Source organism: Ralstonia sp. PBBBR1, from assembly GCF_002256165.1.
GTDB lineage: Bacteria > Pseudomonadota > Gammaproteobacteria > Burkholderiales > Burkholderiaceae > Ralstonia > Ralstonia thomasii.
Genome location: NZ_NKIL01000007.1, coordinates 353,791 through 369,463, shown reverse-complemented (window position 1 = coordinate 369,463; position 15,673 = coordinate 353,791). Strand labels below are relative to the sequence as shown.

The following is a 15,673-nucleotide window of genomic DNA, read 5'->3' as shown; positions in this document are numbered from 1 at the left end:
GCGCTTGAGGATCTCGCCATGGACAAACTGGACAAGCGCCGCATATTCAACGTCATCAAATCGCTTTTCACCGGCTTCGATGGCCCGCTGGCGCTGATCGTCTTCCTGCTGCTCGGCACGGGATTGGTCGCGCTGTACTCGGCCGCCATCGACATGCCGGGCCGGGTGGAAGACCAGGTCCGCAACATCCTGCTGTCGTTCGTGCTGATGTGGATCATCGCCAACCTGCCGCAGCAGACGCTGATGCGCTTTGCGGTGCCGCTCTACACCGTCGGCGTGGCGTTGTTGATTGGCGTGGCGGCGTTCGGGCTGATCCGCAAGGGCGCGCGGCGGTGGCTCAATATCGGCGTGGTGGTACAGCCTTCCGAGATCATGAAGATCGCCATGCCGCTCATGCTGGCGTGGTACTTCCAGAAGCGCGAGGGCGTGATCCACTGGTACGACTATCTGGCGGCCGCCCTGCTGCTGCTGATTCCCGTGGGGTTGATTGCCAAACAGCCCGACCTGGGCACCGCGCTGCTGGTGCTGGCGGCAGGCATCTACGTGATCTACTTCGCCGGGCTGTCTTGGCGGCTGATCGTGCCGGTGCTGGTCATTGCTGTCACGGCGATCACGCTGGTGGTGTCGTTCGAATCGCGCATCTGCGCACCGGGCGTGAACTGGCCGATCCTGCACGATTACCAGCAACACCGCGTCTGTACGCTGCTCGACCCGACCACCGATCCGCTCGGTAAGGGCTTCCACACCATCCAGTCGATCATTGCCATCGGCTCGGGCGGCGTGACGGGCAAGGGGTGGCTGAAGGGCACGCAAACCCACCTTGAGTTCATCCCCGAGAAGCACACCGACTTCATCTTCGCGGTGTACTCGGAGGAATTCGGGCTGGTCGGCAACGGCGTGCTGCTGTTCCTGTATCTGCTGCTGGTTCTGCGTGGGCTGTTTATTGCCGCCAATGCGGGCACGCTGTTCGGGCGCCTGCTCGCCGGGTCCATCACGCTGATCTTCTTCACCTACGCCTTCGTCAACATGGGCATGGTGAGCGGCATCCTGCCTGTCGTGGGGGTGCCGCTGCCGCTCATCAGTTATGGGGGGACGGCGCTTGTCACGCTGGGCATGGGCATCGGCATCCTGATGAGCATCGCCCGACAGAAACGCTTCGTGCAGACCTGACAAAACGGCCGCCCAATTCTGGCGGCCGTTTTGCTTTCACGCGGCGATGGCGTCTTCGCGCAACAACCTTCGCAGCACCTTGCCCGTCGCGGTAGCCGGCAGCGCCTCATGGAACTTCACGCGCCGCGGCACCTTATACGGCGCCATGTTGTCGCGCGACCAGGCAATCAGTTCGGTTTCCGAGAGCGTTACACCGGTCATCGGCACCACGTGCGCGCAGACGACCTCGCCTTTTTCGGGATCGGGGATGGGCGTCACGGCCACTTGGCGGATGCCCGGATGGCGCGACAGCAGCGCCTCGACCTCTTCCGGAAACACGCTGTAGCCCGACACCTTGATCATTTCCTTGATGCGGCCCTGCCATTGAAGGTAGCCGTCGGGCGAGACCTGGCCGATGTCGCCGGTGCGCAGAAAGCCGTTGTGCAGGACGGCGCGCGTGGCCTCGTCTCGCTGCCAGTAGCCACGGAACACGCCGGGGCTGCGGATGGTGATTTCGCCGGCCTGGCCGGGTGGCAGTTCTGCGCCGGTATGCGGGTCGACGATGCGTACCTCGGTCTGCGGGACAATCTTGCCGTGCCACCCCCAGCGCGGGGCATCGGCAGGCGTGATGGCGTCGCAGGTGTGGGTTTCCGACAGCCCATAGGCGGCTTCGTAGATGCGGCATTGCGAGCCGGCAAAAGCACGCCACTGCTCGGCAATCGCTTCGGTCAGCGTGACACCGAAGCTGGTGCATGGGTTGGCCACCAAGGATTCCATGCGGTACTGCGCCGCGTCCGGATGCGCCATGACCGCGAGGTTCATTGGCGTCATGCTGTACCAGCGTGTCACGCGGTAGCGGTCAATGGCCTGCAGCACCGCCAGGGGATCGAACCGATAGAGCAGGATGGTCGTCGCGCCGGAATACAGCATCACGTTCATGCCCATCAGCATGCCGGCGATATGAGACAGCGGCGCCACCGCCAGCATCACGTCCGAGGCGTGGATGCCGCTGACCTGCACCGTGACGGCGGTCTTGTACAGTGCGTTGCGATGCGTGAGCATGGCCCCCTTCGGGCGGCCGGTGGTGCCGGAGGTGTAGACCATCAGCGCGACGTCATCCAGGCTCACCTGGATAGCCGCCACGGCGTTGCGCTCAGCCACATCCACGGGCTCAGCCATCAGCTGCATCAGGTCAAGCTGCGCGGCGCCCGGCTTGTTCTTGAGCGGCGGCGCCGACGAGGCATCGGCGGCAATCAGTTCGGGCGGCACGGCCAGCGCCTTGCGGCAGGCCGGCTGCGAGGGCTGCAGATCGGCATAGCGCGTCGTGATGACGGTCATGACCGACGTGCCGGGCCGGGCGGCCTCGACGATCGGCATCAGGTCTGCCGCGGCCACCAGAATCTTGGCGCCGGAATCGGTCAGTTGGTCGCGCAGCTCGTGTTGACGCGACAGCGGCCCGCACGGCACGACGATGCCACCCAGCTTGGCCGTGGCCAGATGGGCAATGATGGCTTGCGGGCAGTTGTGCAGAAACAGTGCAACGCGATCGCCACGCGTCACGCCCAGCCGCTGCAACTGCACCGCCAGCCGCGTCGAGGCCTGATCCAGCTCGCGCCAGCAGATCGTGCGGCCGTACCACAACAGGGCGATGCGCTCGGGCGTTTGCTGCGCATGGTGGGCGCAATACCGGTGCAGCGGCATCTCGCCTGCCAGATAATTGACCGGTTCGCGGTTCTGGATGGTCATGTGGTGTCTCCTCGGCCGCCGGCATCGCGGGGCGATACATCGGCCGTGCTGGCTGCCCTCGTTGCGGGGCGCTCATGCGGGTCAGGGTTCGCGGCATCCATCATTTGAGTATGGCGAAGCCGTCTGGCTACCGCCGCACCGATTTGCGCAAGACCCTGTTCCACCCACGATTTGGGCCGAACCTAACCTCGCGCAAGACGAATCCCACAAAAATCTACCGTTCGGTATAAAGTCTCGGCGCAAATCAGCTGTTGCGTCAATCGGTGAGAAGTCGGATACGCAGCCCCGGCAATGAAACATCGCAAACGCAAATTGCGTCGGCATTCTCACATGAGCGCGTGCTCACATTCAAGGATCGCCCCTAGGCAGTGAATTGCTTGTGACAATATTAAATATTTGCCGCCATGACAGATTTGTTCTATTTTTGACAACAAATTATGTGAGAGGCTGGAATGGATCGTTTGCAGTCGATGCGGGTGTTTTCCAAGGTGGTGGAGCTTGGCAGCTTCGCCCGGGCGGCCCAGCATCTGTCGATGAGCAATGCCGTGGTCACGCGTTACGTGGCCGACCTTGAGGCGCATCTCGGCACGCGCCTGCTCAACCGCACCACGCGCAGCCTGTCGCTGACCGACGTGGGCGAAACCTACCTGCAGCGCTGTGCGCAGATCCTGCTCGACATTGACGAGGCGGAATCGCTCGCCACCTCGCGCAGCCAGGCGCTGGTCGGCGGTCTGCGCATCGTCGCCCCCGTCATGTTCGGGCTGCACGTGCTACCGATGCTGCTCGCGCGCTTCCAGCAGCTTTATCCCGAGGTCACGTTTGACGTGGCGCTGTCCGATCGCCCCATCGACATCGTCGAGGATGGCCGCGACGTCGGCATCATGGTCTCGGAGCTCGGCCTCGGCTCGCACCTGGTGGCGCGCCGCATGATTTCCGCCGAGATGGTCATGGCCGCCACGCCGGCCTACCTCCGCCAGCATTCCACGCCGCAGCGCGCCGAAGATATTGCCGAGCACCGCGTCATTGCGATGTGGCACCCGCAACTGCGTCACGAATGGGAGATGAGCACCGCCGACGGCCAGTCGATTTCGGTGCCGGTGCAGCCCTCACTCGTCACCAGCAATGCCGAACTGATGCACCGTGCCGTGCTCGCCGACATGGGCATCGCGATTCTGTCGTCGTACATGGCCCGGCCGGATCTGGAGTCCGGACGGCTGGTGCGCTTGCTGCCGCAGTACAAGCTGCCGCAGCGGTCGCTGTCGCTGGTGTACCCGAGCCGCAAGTTCCTGCCAACGAAGGTCCGCACGTTCATCGACTACATGCTGGCCCAAGCGATGGAGGTCAAGCACAGTGAGGCGCGCGCGGGCCGCGGCCTGAGTGAAGCCGCATAAGCGCAGACCGTATTGCCAAAACAAAACGGGAGGACAGTGTCCTCCCGTTTGCGTGGGCGCCTGCGAAACCGCAATCAAGTTTCGCTGGTGCTTTCCTCGTCGGTCTCGGCTTCCGTGGCTTTCTTGCGCGCCGGAGCCTTCTTGGCGGCCGTCTTGCCCGCGGTCTTGGCCGGCGCCTTCTTGGCAGCGGGCGTTTTTGCCGCGGCCGTCGTCTTCTTCGCCGCGGTCTTGGCGCCGGGCTTGCCCTTGCCTTCGCCGCGCGGCTCGAATTCGAAGCCGATCTTGCCGTCCGGCTGCTTGACCAGGAACGCCTTGAAGTTGCGCCCCGTGCGCGCCGACTTGAAGCCCGTCAGCAGGTCGGTCTTGCCCTCGGTCAGCAGCTTGGCTAACTGCTCCCGGCTGATCTCCTGCTGCAGGATGATCTTGCCGGTGGTGAAGTCGCAGGTCTTGGGCTGCGCCACGGCGTTCTCGCACACGTACTTCAGGCCGTGCTCGTAGACGTTGCCGTTGCACTTCGGGCAGTGACCGACGCTTTCCTGCCCGGAGAAATCGACCGGCTCGCCATCGTCTTCGTCGTTCTGGCCGAAGTCGAACTCCATCTTCCAGTGACCATCTTCCTGCGCCAGCTTGAGGATGGCCGCAAACGGCCGGCCCATCTTGCTGCGGAAGCCCTGCAGCGGGCCGATGGTCTTGTTGGTCAGCAGCTCTTCCACCTCGTCCAGCTCGAACTGGCGGCCACCCGGGATCTTGCTGATCGAGAAGTCGCAGTGGCTGCAGGCGAAGCGGCGGTAGTTCTCCTTGACCACGTGGCCGCATTGCGGACACGGCGTGGAAAGCGTCGCGTAGTCGCCGGGGATGGTGTCGCTGTCGTATTCCTTGGCGCGCTTGACGATCTGCTGCGTCATCTGCGCGATCTCGCGCATGAATTCGTCACGCTCCAGCTGACCACGCTCGATGAGGGAAAGCTTGTGCTCCCAGCCGCCAGTCAACTCGGCTTGCGTCAGTTCTTCCACGCCCAGGCCGCGCAGCAGCGTCATCAGCTGGAACGCCTTGGCCGTCGGAATCAGCTCGCGGCCTTCACGCACAAGGTACTTTTCCGTCAGCAGCCCTTCGATGATGGCCGCGCGCGTGGCTGGCGTGCCCAGGCCTTTGCCGGCCATGGCTTCGCGCAATGCATCGTCGTCGACGAGCTTGCCGGCACCTTCCATGGCAGACAGCAGCGTCGCTTCGTTGTAGCGTGCGGGCGGCTTGGTGGTCAGGCCGACCGGCTCGACCTTGTCAGTCTTGACTTTCTCGTCCTTGGCGACCGGCACGAGGTTGGCATCTTCGCCTTGTGCCTCGCGACCATAGACGACCAGCCAGCCCGGGTTCACCAGCACCTTGCCTTCGGTCTTGAAGTGATGCCCAGCCATCTCGGTCACGCGGGTGGTGACCTGGTATTCGGCCGCCGGGAAGAACACCGCCAGGAAGCGGCGCACCACCAGGTCATACAGCTTCTGCTCCGGCTCCGACAGGTTCTTCGGTGCCTGCAGCGTCGGGATGATGGCGAAGTGATCGCTGATCTTGCTGTTGTCGAAGATCCGCTTGTTCGGCTTGACCCACTGGTTGGCGAGAATCTTCTTCGCGTGCGTCAGGTAGTTGGGCGAGCTTTCGCCCAACATGTCGAGGGTCTGCTTGACCGTGCCCATGTAGTCTTCGGGCAGCGCGCGCGAATCGGTACGCGGATAGGTCAGCACCTTGTGCTTTTCATACAGCGCCTGCGCCAGGCCCAGCGTGTTCTTGGCCGAGAAGCCGAAGCGGCCGTTGGCCTCGCGCTGCAGGCTGGTCAGGTCGAACAGTGCCGGCGACATCTGCGTCGATGGCTTCGATTCTTCCGTCACCGAACCCGGCTTGTCGCGACACGCGGCAACGATGCTCTTGGCCTCGGCCTCGCTCCACAGGCGCGAATCCCGGCGTTCGGGATCGAACTCGTCCTTCTTGAACTTCGGGTCGAACCAGCGGCCTTCGTACAGGCCGGCCGCGGCGATGAATTCGGCGCGTACTTCCCAGTAATCGCGCGGGACGAAGCGCTTGATCTTCTCTTCACGCTCCACCACGATCGACAGCGTGGGCGTTTGCACGCGGCCCACAGTGGTCAGGAAGAAGCCGCCACCCTTGCTGTTGAACGCGGTCATGGCGCGCGTGCCGTTGATGCCGACCAGCCAGTCGGCCTCGGAGCGGCAGCGCGCGGCATCCGCCAACGGCATCATGTCCTCGTTGCTGCGCAGCTTGCCAAAGCCATCACGGATGGATTGCGGCGTCATCGACTGCAGCCACAGGCGCTTCACCGGCAGCTTGGTGTTCGCGTGTTGCGCGATCAGGCGGAAGATCAATTCACCTTCGCGCCCCGCGTCACAGGCGTTGATCAGGCCGGTGACGTCCTTGCGCTTGATCAGGCGCGTCAGCACCTTCAGGCGCGACTCCGACTTGGCGATCGGGCGCAGATCAAAGTGCGGCGGGATCACCGGCAGATGGGCGAAGCTCCATTTCCCGCGCTTGACTTCATATTCGTCGGGGGCAGCAATCTCGACCAGGTGGCCAACCGCCGACGAGAGGACGTATTCGTCGCTCTCAAAGTACTCGTCGTGCTTGGTGAAGCCACCCAGCGCGCGCGCGATATCAGCGGCGACCGACGGTTTTTCGGCAATGATGAGAGCCTTGGACATGTGAGCGGATCCTGGCGATCGCAAGTGATCGGGTAAAGAAGAAGTCGCTTTTCTATAACGACCGTTCGCGTGTTTTTTAGAGTCTTATGGCAACGCCTGCCGACTTCAAGTGCCGCGGGCGCTTGTCAGCGTGCCCGTTAGGCGGCCTTCAATAACCCGTCGGCCCCAAATTTGGCCGCCAATCATAAGCGCGGTTCCTTTTCAGGCGCAATAGAGTGGCGCATGCTTCGCTTGAGGTTGTCAAGGCCGGCGATCACGCCGATTCCAACAGCCAGCCTCGCAAGTCCGGGGCCGCTGGCACCGTGGGCGCAACGTGCAGATCACGCGAAAGTAATCCCTCAACGACACCCGCGTGAGGCAAGACGGGGCCGAAAAACAACACATCGTTCCCACGCTGCACCTGCAGGGTCGGAAAGTTCTCAACATCGAAATCGCCCAGCGCGTCGGCATGGTCTTCCACATCGACCCAGACGAAGCAGCACTCCGGGTGCCGCGCCGCGAGTTCAGTGAAGGTTTTGCGATAGCTGCGGCACGTGCCGCACCACTCGGCACACAGGCACGCCACCAGGAGTTGGCCCGAGCGAATGCGCGCGTGCAGCGTGGCGGCGTCGGTGTCAGGCAAGAGCAGTGGCATGAAAAAAGGCGCTGAGCGACCAGCGGGGTAACGAAGCGGCGCGCCTATTGTAGGCACGCTTTCACGGAAGCCGCAGGAAGCGCCCGCCGGGCTGACGCTCGACGCGGCTATCAAGCTCCAGCGCCAGGAGCTGTGCGGAGAGCGCGGCCGCTGCCTGCCCGGTGCGCTCACACAAGGTATCCAGATCGACGGGATCAAAGCCGAGCGCGTCGAGTAGCGCCGTTTCAGCGGCACTCGGCGCCGCGCGGGCGGGGGCCGGCGCAGTCTCAGGTACCTGGACCGTGGCCGTGCGCGCCGCACGTTTGGCCGGCGCTGCAGCACGCCCCCAGCCGAGTTCGTCGAGGATATCGGCGGCGGTTTCCACCAGCTTGGCGCCCTGCTTGATCAGCAGGTGGCAGCCCTTGGCCAGTGGCGAATGGATCGACCCCGGAATCGCGAACACATCGCGCCCCTGCTCGGCCGCCAGCCGCGCCGTGATCAGCGAGCCGGACTGCGCCGCCGCCTCCACCACCAGCAGCCCGCGCGCCAGGCCCGAGATGAGGCGATTGCGGCGCGGGAAGTTCTCGGCGCGTGCGCCCATGCCAAGCGGGTATTCGGAGATGATGACGCCAGCCTCGGCAATGCGATGCGCCAGCGCCCGATTGCGGGCCGGGTAAACAATATCCAGCCCCGTACCCACGACTGCGATGGTGCTTCCCGGGCCAGCCAGCGCGCCCTCATGCGCCGCCGCATCGATGCCGAGCGCCAGGCCGGACACGACCGTCACGCTTGCCGCCGACAGCGCCTGGGAAAACGCGCGCGCGTTGTCGATGCCGGCCGCCGTGGCGCTGCGCGCGCCCACCACGCCCACCGCTGCGGCGCGCAGCAGGGAAGCATTGCCCTTGGTGTACAGCAGGGTCGGCGGGTCCGGCAGTTCGAGCAGGCGGGGCGGGTAGCCGCGATCAGCCAGCGTGAAAATGGCGTTGCCCGGCTCGTTCACCCAGGCGACGGTGCACTCGATCAGCGCCGCGAGCGTGTCGTCGGGCTCGGCGAGCACCGCGCGCGCTTGCCGCTCCGGGAGCACCTTGGCGAGCGCGGCATATGGCTGGGCGAAGATGTCTTGCGGCAACCCGAAAGCCGCCAGCAATTGCCGCGCGGCAACGGGCCCAACGCCGGGGGTTTCAGTCAGACGAAGCCACCCGGCCAGTTCAGTCGGATCGCGCGTGCAGGAGAGGGCGGCAGTGGAATCGGCCGCGGCGGACGCCGCGGCCTGAGAGGCATCGGTCAAATCGAGGACTGCGGTAGCGCGTAGTTCAGGGTTGCTGCGACATCGGGTTGCTGACGCTGTCGCCCACTTCCACGGCGTTCGATGCGTCCGTCACCAGCGCATAGGCCACGTGCGGGAACACGCGGAACACGAAGGCCAGGCCGTAGCGCTCTGCGGGCAGCTGCACGGCTTCGTTGCCGCCCGTCGCGTCCTTCACGACGGCGCCGGCGCGTGCCAGCGACAGCACGTGACCCGGCTCGAGCCCCTGCTGGCTGCCGATGTTCAGCACAACCACCTGGTCGGTACCGCCAAAGCGTACGCCGCCGGTCACCTTGGCGACCGCGCCGTGCATGTCGCCTTCCGGCGCATGCGGCACATAGCGCACCGGCACGCGCGGGGGCAGTGGCATCAGTTGCGAGCCGACGCCCATTTCTTCCTTGGACGACAGCACTTCCATCTTGGTCACCGCCTGCGGGCCGGTCGCCGCACGCACCACGCGCAGCGTACCGAGGAAGTCGGCTTCGTAGCCGAGCACGTTGCCCGTCACCGGATCCTTGAGCGGACGGACTGGGCGATACGCCTGCCATTCGCTACCGGCCTGGCCGCCTTCGCCCTGCGGCAGGCCGCGGGCGTAGGCGTTTTCGCCCTTGCCCAGATAAACGCGGCCTTCTGGCAGCGAGAAGATGCGCGCCGGCGTGGCCAGCGTGTCTTCATCCACCACGATCGGCTGGGTCAGGAACGGCTCGATGGCGGCGGCGGGAATGCTTGAGATGGCGTCACCGTCCTGCCCCGACACGCGGGTATGCGGCGACAGGCGCACCGTGCTGCCATCCGCCGATGCCGGCGAACTCGACAGCCATGCGCGGCCATTCGCGTGATGCAGATACAGGATCTGGCCCGGATAGATCAGATGCGGGTTGCGGATCTGCTCGCGGTTCATGCCCCACAGCTCGGGCCAGCGATGTGGCCGCTTGAGGTACTTACCCGAGATTGCCCACAGCGTGTCGCCACGGCGCACGGTGTACTGTGCGGGCGCGGTGGCGGCCAGTTCGGATTCGGGGATGCCAGCTTGGGCGGCAGTCGCGGCCTGCGCCTGTTGCGCCGGCGTCACAGTGCGCTCGGCGGCGTGGGCGGCGCCCATGCAGAAAAGCGCTGCCGCGGCAACCGCCGACAGGGCGCAAACGTAAGGCTGGCGCGCTTTCGTGGCGGCTTGCATGGCGGGCTGAGAGAGCATCGGTGTGTTACGATGGCGCATTATTCTATGAAGAATCGGCGAGTGGTCCGCGTGCCTGTTCGACGCCTCACCGCCGCAGCTGTACGCAGTTCTGCGCTGCAGCAAGAGGGGTATGGCATCCAACATTCGTCAGGCTTTTTCCTAAGCCATGTGGCGGATAGCGCCCCCGATTCTGCATGACATTCCAAGCGATCGCAATTGAAGGCAACCCCTCGTTAGCGTGGCCTTCTGCAACCGTTGTTGCCAAGCATCATGGCCCTACTGAATATCCTGCAATACCCTGACCCGAGGCTGCACAAAGTCGCCAAACCGGTTGCCGTTGTGGATGACCGCATCCGCAAACTGGTGGCCGACATGGCCGAGACCATGTACGAGGCGCCGGGCGTTGGCCTGGCTGCCACGCAGGTCGACGTGCACGAGCGCGTGATCACCATCGACGTGTCGGAGTCGCGCGACGAGCTGCGCGTGTTCATCAACCCGGAGATCCTCTGGGCAAGTGACGAGCACAAGGTCTGGGACGAAGGCTGCCTGTCGGTGCCCGATATCTATGACAAGGTCGACCGCCCGGCGCGAGTGCGCGTGCGCGCACTAAACGAGAAGGGCGACACCTTCGAGCTTGAGGCAGACGACCTGTTGGCCGTGTGCATCCAGCATGAGATGGATCACCTGATGGGCAAGGTCTTCGTCGAATACCTCTCGCCGCTCAAGCAGACGCGCATCCGGTCCAAGCTCAAGAAGCACCAACGCGACGCGGCGCCCCACCGTTGAACGCGTTCCGATGCCTGCCGACGCCGACGCGCGCCCTCGCTCCATCCCGCTGATGCCGATCGCTCCCGCCAAAGCAGGCACCAACGTAAGCCCGCGTCGCCTGTCGGCGCTGCTGGCGAGGCGTTGGCGCGCCGTCGTCGTGCTGATGCTGTGCGCGTATTTTGTTGCCGGCACGTTCTGGCGCGCGCCGTGGAAGGCCGACGAGCCGTATTCCTTCGGCATCGTCATCAACATCATCGAGCGCGGCGACTGGGTCATCCCCAATGTCGCCTTCGAGCCGTTCGTCGAAAAACCCCCGCTGATGTACTGGACGGGCGCGCTGGCCGCGCTGGCGCTGCCCGACATGCCGCCCCACGAAGCCGTGCGCGTGGCGGTGCTGTTCTGGATGGCGCTGACGTGCTGGGCGGTCTGGCGCACGGCGCGCCTGCTGCGCAGCGAAGCGCGCGACTGGCGCTTGCGCGTCGGTGCGGATCTGGCGCGCGGACGTCCGGGGCTGACGCTGTCCGCACGCCGCGAAGCCGGTCTCGACGCTGGCGGTGCTGCGCTGCGCGACTATGCGCTGGGCGCGCTGCTTCTGTTTGCCGGCTGCATCGGGCTGGTCGAGCACGTCCACAAGTTCATTGCCGATGTGCCGCAGTTGGCCGGCGCGGCGATCGCCCTGTATGGCCTCGTGCGCTTTGTCAAAGAGAGCGAAGCCGGTGGCGCAAAGGGCGTCGATGTGCTGCGCCCAGCGCTTTGGTTCGGCACGGGCATCGGTGTGGCCTTCCTGGGCAAGGGCGTGCTTGTGCCGGGACTGTTCGCGATCACGCTGCTGGCGGCGATCGCGCTGCTGCCGGATTTCCGCAACCGCCAGGCATGGCGTTTTTATGGCCTATCGCTGCTGGTGGCGCTGCCGTGGCTGGCGATCTGGCCGGCCATCTTCTGGCACGAATCGCCGGACCTGTTCATCGAATGGTTCTGGGTCAACAACCTGGGCCGCTTCTTCGGCTTCTCACATCTGGGCGGCGAGAAAGGGTCGCTGACGACCACCATCCGATCGATCTTCCTGACCGGCACGCCCGCTGTGTGGCCGGCGGTGGCCGTGCTGGGCGTGTCGCTGTACAAGCTCGCGCGGCAACGCGGACGCGGCGCGCGCACGGCGTGGCTGCTGCCGTATCAGGGGCACCTTGTCGTTTCGCTGTTCGTGCTGGTGACGATTGCCGTGGTGCTGCGCTCGGCCGTGCTGCGCGATGTTTACTTGATGCCGCTGCAGCCGGCGCTGGCCGTGCTGGGCGCGCCGATGCTGCTGCTGATTGCGCCCGCATGGCGTGCGCGTGCATGGGGCGCGGCGGTAACGTTGTTTGGTGTGCTCGGGCTGGTGGTCTGGGCCGTGTGGGGCGCGCTCGTTACCAGCGGCGGGCAGCTGCTGCCGGGCTGGCTGGCCAAGGTGCTGGGCCGCGTGCTGCCATTGCCGTATGACATGCTGGTCCACCCGTTTGCCGTATTGGCGGCAGGGGCAATCACGGCGCTGTGGGCCGTCTGCGTGTGGCTGCGGCCCGCGCGCTCGGGCGTGGTCGCATGGGCGGCAGGCCTGGGTATGGTGTGGGGCCTGCTCGGCACCCTGCTGATGCCGTGGGTGGATGACGCCCGCAGCTACCGACCGCTGTTCCAGGCGATCAAGCCGGTGCTCGAATCCGCGCAGATCTGCGTGGCCACACGCGGCATGGGCGAAAGCGAGCGCGCGCTGATGCACTACGAAACCGGCGTGCGCCCCGTCAAATGGCTGCTGGGCCACAGCGGCGCCGGCGACGATCACCGCCCCAACCCGATCGCGCGCACCTGCGACCTGATACTGGTGCTCGAAAAACGGCCGGAACACGCCCGACGCCGCCCCCATGGCAACAACTGGGAAATGGTCTGGCGCGGCAGCCGTCCGGGCGACACGAACGAAACCTTCTCGCTGTTCCAGCGGCGCGGCAATGGCGTGTCTGAGGCGCTGCCGTCGCCCGAGCCCATTGTGCCGCTGACCGACACCCCGTATCGCGGCCGTCGTTAGGCCCAATGCGCTACGCTGTCGTGTAGCGCGCTTCCCCTCGTTTTCCGTTTCCCATCCATGACGTCCACCCTTCGCGTAGCGTTTGCCGGCACGCCTGAATTTGCGCAGATTGCCCTGGCGGCGATCCACCAGGCCGGCTTTCCCGTGATTGCCGTGCTGAGTCAGCCGGATCGCCCGGCTGGCCGCGGCATGCAATTGCAGGCAAGCCCCGTCAAGCAGTACGCAGTCACGCATGGATTCGCGCCCATCCTCCAGCCGCCGTCGCTGCGCCGCGCAGGCAAATATCCGCGAGAAGCCGCGGAAGTCATCGACGCCCTGACCGCCCAGCGCCCCGACGTGATGGTCGTCGCGGCCTACGGCCTGATCCTGCCGCAGGAAGTGCTCGACCTGCCGCGCTTTGGCTGCATCAACATCCACGCGTCGCTGCTGCCGCGCTGGCGTGGCGCCGCGCCCATTCACCGTGCAATCGAAGCGGGCGACGCCGAATCCGGCATCACGCTCATGCAGATGGATGCGGGACTGGATACCGGCGACATGATCGCCATGGAGCGCGTGCCCATCGGCCTGACCGACACGACCGGCACGCTGCACGACACGCTGGCCGCGCTCGGCGGACGCATGGTGGTGGAGGCGCTCGCCAAGCTGGCGCAAGACGGCAAGCTCCACGCCACGCCGCAGCCGGCCGAAGGCATCACGTATGCGGAGAAGATCGCCAAGGACGAAGCCGCGCTCGACTGGTCGCGCCACGCCGCCGCGCTGCTGCGCCAGGTGCATGCGTTCAATCCGTTTCCTGGCGCCTCGGCCGCGCTGGATGGCGTGGCGATCAAGTTCTGGCAGGCGGAGGTGCTGGCCGATCGCCCGGCTGAGGCGGAACCCGGCGTGGTACTCGCCGCCAATGCCGAGGGCGTCACCATCGCCTGCGGCGCCGGCGCGCTACGCGTGACGCAACTGCAAAAGCCAGGCGGCAAGCGCCTGCCCGCACGCGAATTCCTGCAAGGCCTGGCGATCCAGCCCGGCCAGCGCTTCGCATCGCGCGGCTAACCGCCCCCTCTATATAGAAGAGGATTTCGTCATGACCGCGCTGGGCATCGTCAATCTGCCGCTCTTCATGCTGGCCGTATTTCTGCTGAATGTAACGCCGGGGCCCGACACGGCCTATATCGTCGGGCGCAGCGTCTCGCAAGGACGCGCGGCGGGGCTGCTGTCGTCGCTGGGGGTATCGGCGGGCTGCTGCGTGCACGTGCTGGCGGTCGCGTTCGGGCTGACGGCGCTGCTGGCCGCGTCCACCGTGGCGTTCACGGTCATCAAGGTGGTGGGCGCGGCGTACTTGATCTACCTGGGTGGCCGCATGCTGCTGGCGCCGCCCGAACTCGACGACGCCCCGGCCGAAGAAGCGGAAACGCCCGCCGCCAAACGCCCGCGTCCGCTCAAGTCGTTGTTCATGCAGGGTTTTCTCACCAATGTGCTGAACCCGAAGGTCGTGCTGTTCTTCCTGTCGTTCTTCCCGCAGTTCGTTGATCCGCACGCCGCGCACAAGGCGCTGGCGTTCCTGGCACTGGGCGCGGTGTTCATTGTCATGTCGACGATCTGGAATAGCCTCGTGGCGTGGGTAGCCGCCAGCGTCACGCGCCGGGTGGCGGGCAAGCCCGGCATCAAGCGCTGGCTCGATCGCGTGGTCGGCACGGCGTTCATCGGCCTGGGCGCGCGGCTGGCGTTCACCACCCGTTGATGCGTCAAGCGCCATCTGCGGCGAAATATCGCGCAAGTGCCGCGCAAACCCTTGAATTCTCAGCGATTATCGCGATCTAACGCATTCACAAGACCCGAGACCCACATGAGCCACGCCCCCATGTTCAACTGGATCAAGACCTTCATGTTGATGGCAGCGATCACCGCGCTGTTCATCGTCATCGGCGGCATGATCGGCGGACGCAGCGGGATGATGCTGGCGCTGCTGTTCGCGCTGGGCATGAATTTCTTCTCGTACTGGTTCTCCGACAAGATGGTCCTGCGCATGTACAACGCGCAGGAAGTCAACGAGACCAGCGCGCCGCAGTTCTACCGCATGGTGCAGGAGCTTGCCGGCCGCGCCGGCCTGCCGATGCCGCGCGTCTACCTGATCGACGAAGCCCAGCCCAACGCCTTCGCCACCGGCCGCAACCCCGAGCACGCCGCCGTGGCGGCCACGACTGGCATCCTCAACATCCTGTCGGAGCGTGAACTGCGCGGCGTGATGGCCCATGAACTGGCGCATGTGCAGCACCGCGACATCCTGATCTCGACCATCTCGGCCACCATGGCCGGCGCGATTTCGGCGCTGGCGAACTTTGCCGTGTTCTTCGGCGGGCGCGACAGCGAAGGCCGTCCCGCCAACCCGATCGCCGGGATTGCGGTGGCGATCCTCGCGCCGCTGGCGGCCGCGATGATCCAGATGGCGATTTCCCGCGCGCGTGAGTTCGAGGCCGATCGCGGGGGCGCGACCATCAGCGGCGACCCGCAGGCGCTGGCCTCAGCGCTGGACAAGATCCACCGCTATGCGGCCGGCATTCCGTTTGCCGCCGCTGAAGCCCACCCGGCTACCGCGCAGATGATGATCATGAACCCGCTGCACGGCGGGGGCCTGGCCAACCTGTTCAGCACGCACCCGGCCACGGAAGAGCGCATCGCGCGCCTGATGCAGATGGCGCAGACGGGTCAATATCCGGCGTAAAAGCGGCAGCCCGGCCGGGCGCTTCCTTTATACTTCCGCAGTCCGCACGAGCCCG

12 protein-coding genes are annotated in these 15,673 nt (G+C 65.5%); 7 read left to right on the top strand and 5 right to left on the bottom strand.

Features of this window, described 5'->3' with window-relative positions; translation table 11 throughout:
- Positions 1–27: 27 nt before the first annotated feature.
- Positions 28–1,170: a rod shape-determining protein RodA gene (gene rodA, locus CFE42_RS15165; protein ID WP_024541964.1), complete on the top strand. Its 1,143-nt coding sequence runs from the start codon at positions 28–30 to the stop codon at positions 1,168–1,170.
- A gap of 36 nt (positions 1,171–1,206) precedes the next feature.
- Here rodA and CFE42_RS15160 read toward each other — a convergent pair whose 3' ends face one another.
- Entirely contained in the window at positions 1,207–2,895 is a 1,689-nt protein-coding gene (locus tag CFE42_RS15160; protein WP_004628302.1) for an AMP-binding protein, read from the bottom strand.
- 452 nt (positions 2,896–3,347) lie between these two features.
- Between CFE42_RS15160 and CFE42_RS15155 the strand changes: the two genes are divergently transcribed.
- Positions 3,348–4,286, top strand: a complete 939-nt coding sequence (locus CFE42_RS15155) for a LysR family transcriptional regulator (RefSeq protein WP_004628304.1) — start codon at positions 3,348–3,350, stop codon at positions 4,284–4,286.
- Positions 4,287–4,360: 74 nt separating this feature from the next.
- Here CFE42_RS15155 and CFE42_RS15150 read toward each other — a convergent pair whose 3' ends face one another.
- The 4 genes from CFE42_RS15150 to CFE42_RS15135 form a co-directional block, all read right to left on the bottom strand.
- Positions 4,361–6,991, bottom strand: a complete 2,631-nt coding sequence (locus CFE42_RS15150) for a DNA topoisomerase III (protein WP_004628306.1) — start codon at positions 6,989–6,991, stop codon at positions 4,361–4,363.
- 253 nt (positions 6,992–7,244) lie between these two features.
- Complete coding sequence (locus CFE42_RS15145) at positions 7,245–7,625, bottom strand: thioredoxin family protein (RefSeq protein ID WP_004628308.1); 381 nt, start codon at positions 7,623–7,625, stop codon at positions 7,245–7,247.
- Positions 7,626–7,686: 61 nt separating this feature from the next.
- Complete coding sequence (gene dprA / locus CFE42_RS15140) at positions 7,687–8,892, bottom strand: DNA-processing protein DprA (protein WP_004628310.1); 1,206 nt, start codon at positions 8,890–8,892, stop codon at positions 7,687–7,689.
- A gap of 25 nt (positions 8,893–8,917) precedes the next feature.
- Positions 8,918–10,105 (bottom strand): LysM peptidoglycan-binding domain-containing protein, encoded by a 1,188-nt coding sequence (locus CFE42_RS15135; protein ID WP_004628312.1) that lies wholly within the window; start codon positions 10,103–10,105, stop codon positions 8,918–8,920.
- A gap of 252 nt (positions 10,106–10,357) precedes the next feature.
- On the opposite strand from CFE42_RS15135, the gene def reads away from it, so the two are divergent.
- The 5 genes from def (at position 10,358) to htpX (ending at position 15,618) form a co-directional block, all read left to right on the top strand.
- The gene (gene def, locus CFE42_RS15130; protein ID WP_004628316.1) at positions 10,358–10,873 is read left to right on the top strand and encodes a peptide deformylase; all 516 of its coding nucleotides are present in this window, start codon (positions 10,358–10,360) and stop codon (positions 10,871–10,873) included.
- Between the two features lie 10 nt (positions 10,874–10,883).
- A complete protein-coding gene (locus CFE42_RS15125; RefSeq protein WP_004628318.1) occupies positions 10,884–12,908 on the top strand; it encodes a glycosyltransferase family 39 protein in 2,025 nt (674 codons plus the stop codon).
- 57 nt (positions 12,909–12,965) lie between these two features.
- Positions 12,966–13,949, top strand: a complete 984-nt coding sequence (gene fmt / locus CFE42_RS15120; protein ID WP_004628320.1) for a methionyl-tRNA formyltransferase — start codon at positions 12,966–12,968, stop codon at positions 13,947–13,949.
- A gap of 31 nt (positions 13,950–13,980) precedes the next feature.
- The gene (locus CFE42_RS15115; RefSeq protein WP_004628322.1) at positions 13,981–14,637 is read left to right on the top strand and encodes a LysE family translocator; all 657 of its coding nucleotides are present in this window, start codon (positions 13,981–13,983) and stop codon (positions 14,635–14,637) included.
- A gap of 120 nt (positions 14,638–14,757) precedes the next feature.
- Positions 14,758–15,618, top strand: coding sequence for a zinc metalloprotease HtpX (htpX, locus tag CFE42_RS15110; protein WP_012436834.1), 861 nt, complete (start codon positions 14,758–14,760; stop codon positions 15,616–15,618).
- The last annotated feature ends 55 nt before the right edge of the window (positions 15,619–15,673 follow it).

Bases quoted from the DNA above. Each gene is read 5' to 3' on its own strand.
- CFE42_RS15135 (WP_004628312.1), bottom strand. From the start codon at position 10,105: ATGCTCTCTCAGCCCGCCATGCAAGCCGCCACGAAAGCGCGCCAGCCT.
- CFE42_RS15150 (WP_004628306.1), bottom strand. From the start codon at position 6,991: ATGTCCAAGGCTCTCATCATTGCCGAAAAACCGTCGGTCGCCGCTGAT.
- htpX (WP_012436834.1), top strand. From the start codon at position 14,758: ATGTTCAACTGGATCAAGACCTTCATGTTGATGGCAGCGATCACCGCG.
- CFE42_RS15145 (WP_004628308.1), bottom strand. From the start codon at position 7,625: ATGCCACTGCTCTTGCCTGACACCGACGCCGCCACGCTGCACGCGCGC.
- CFE42_RS15115 (WP_004628322.1), top strand. From the start codon at position 13,981: ATGACCGCGCTGGGCATCGTCAATCTGCCGCTCTTCATGCTGGCCGTA.
- def (WP_004628316.1), top strand. From the start codon at position 10,358: ATGGCCCTACTGAATATCCTGCAATACCCTGACCCGAGGCTGCACAAA.
- CFE42_RS15125 (WP_004628318.1), top strand. From the start codon at position 10,884: ATGCCTGCCGACGCCGACGCGCGCCCTCGCTCCATCCCGCTGATGCCG.
- fmt (WP_004628320.1), top strand. From the start codon at position 12,966: ATGACGTCCACCCTTCGCGTAGCGTTTGCCGGCACGCCTGAATTTGCG.
- CFE42_RS15160 (WP_004628302.1), bottom strand. From the start codon at position 2,895: ATGACCATCCAGAACCGCGAACCGGTCAATTATCTGGCAGGCGAGATG.
- CFE42_RS15155 (WP_004628304.1), top strand. From the start codon at position 3,348: ATGGATCGTTTGCAGTCGATGCGGGTGTTTTCCAAGGTGGTGGAGCTT.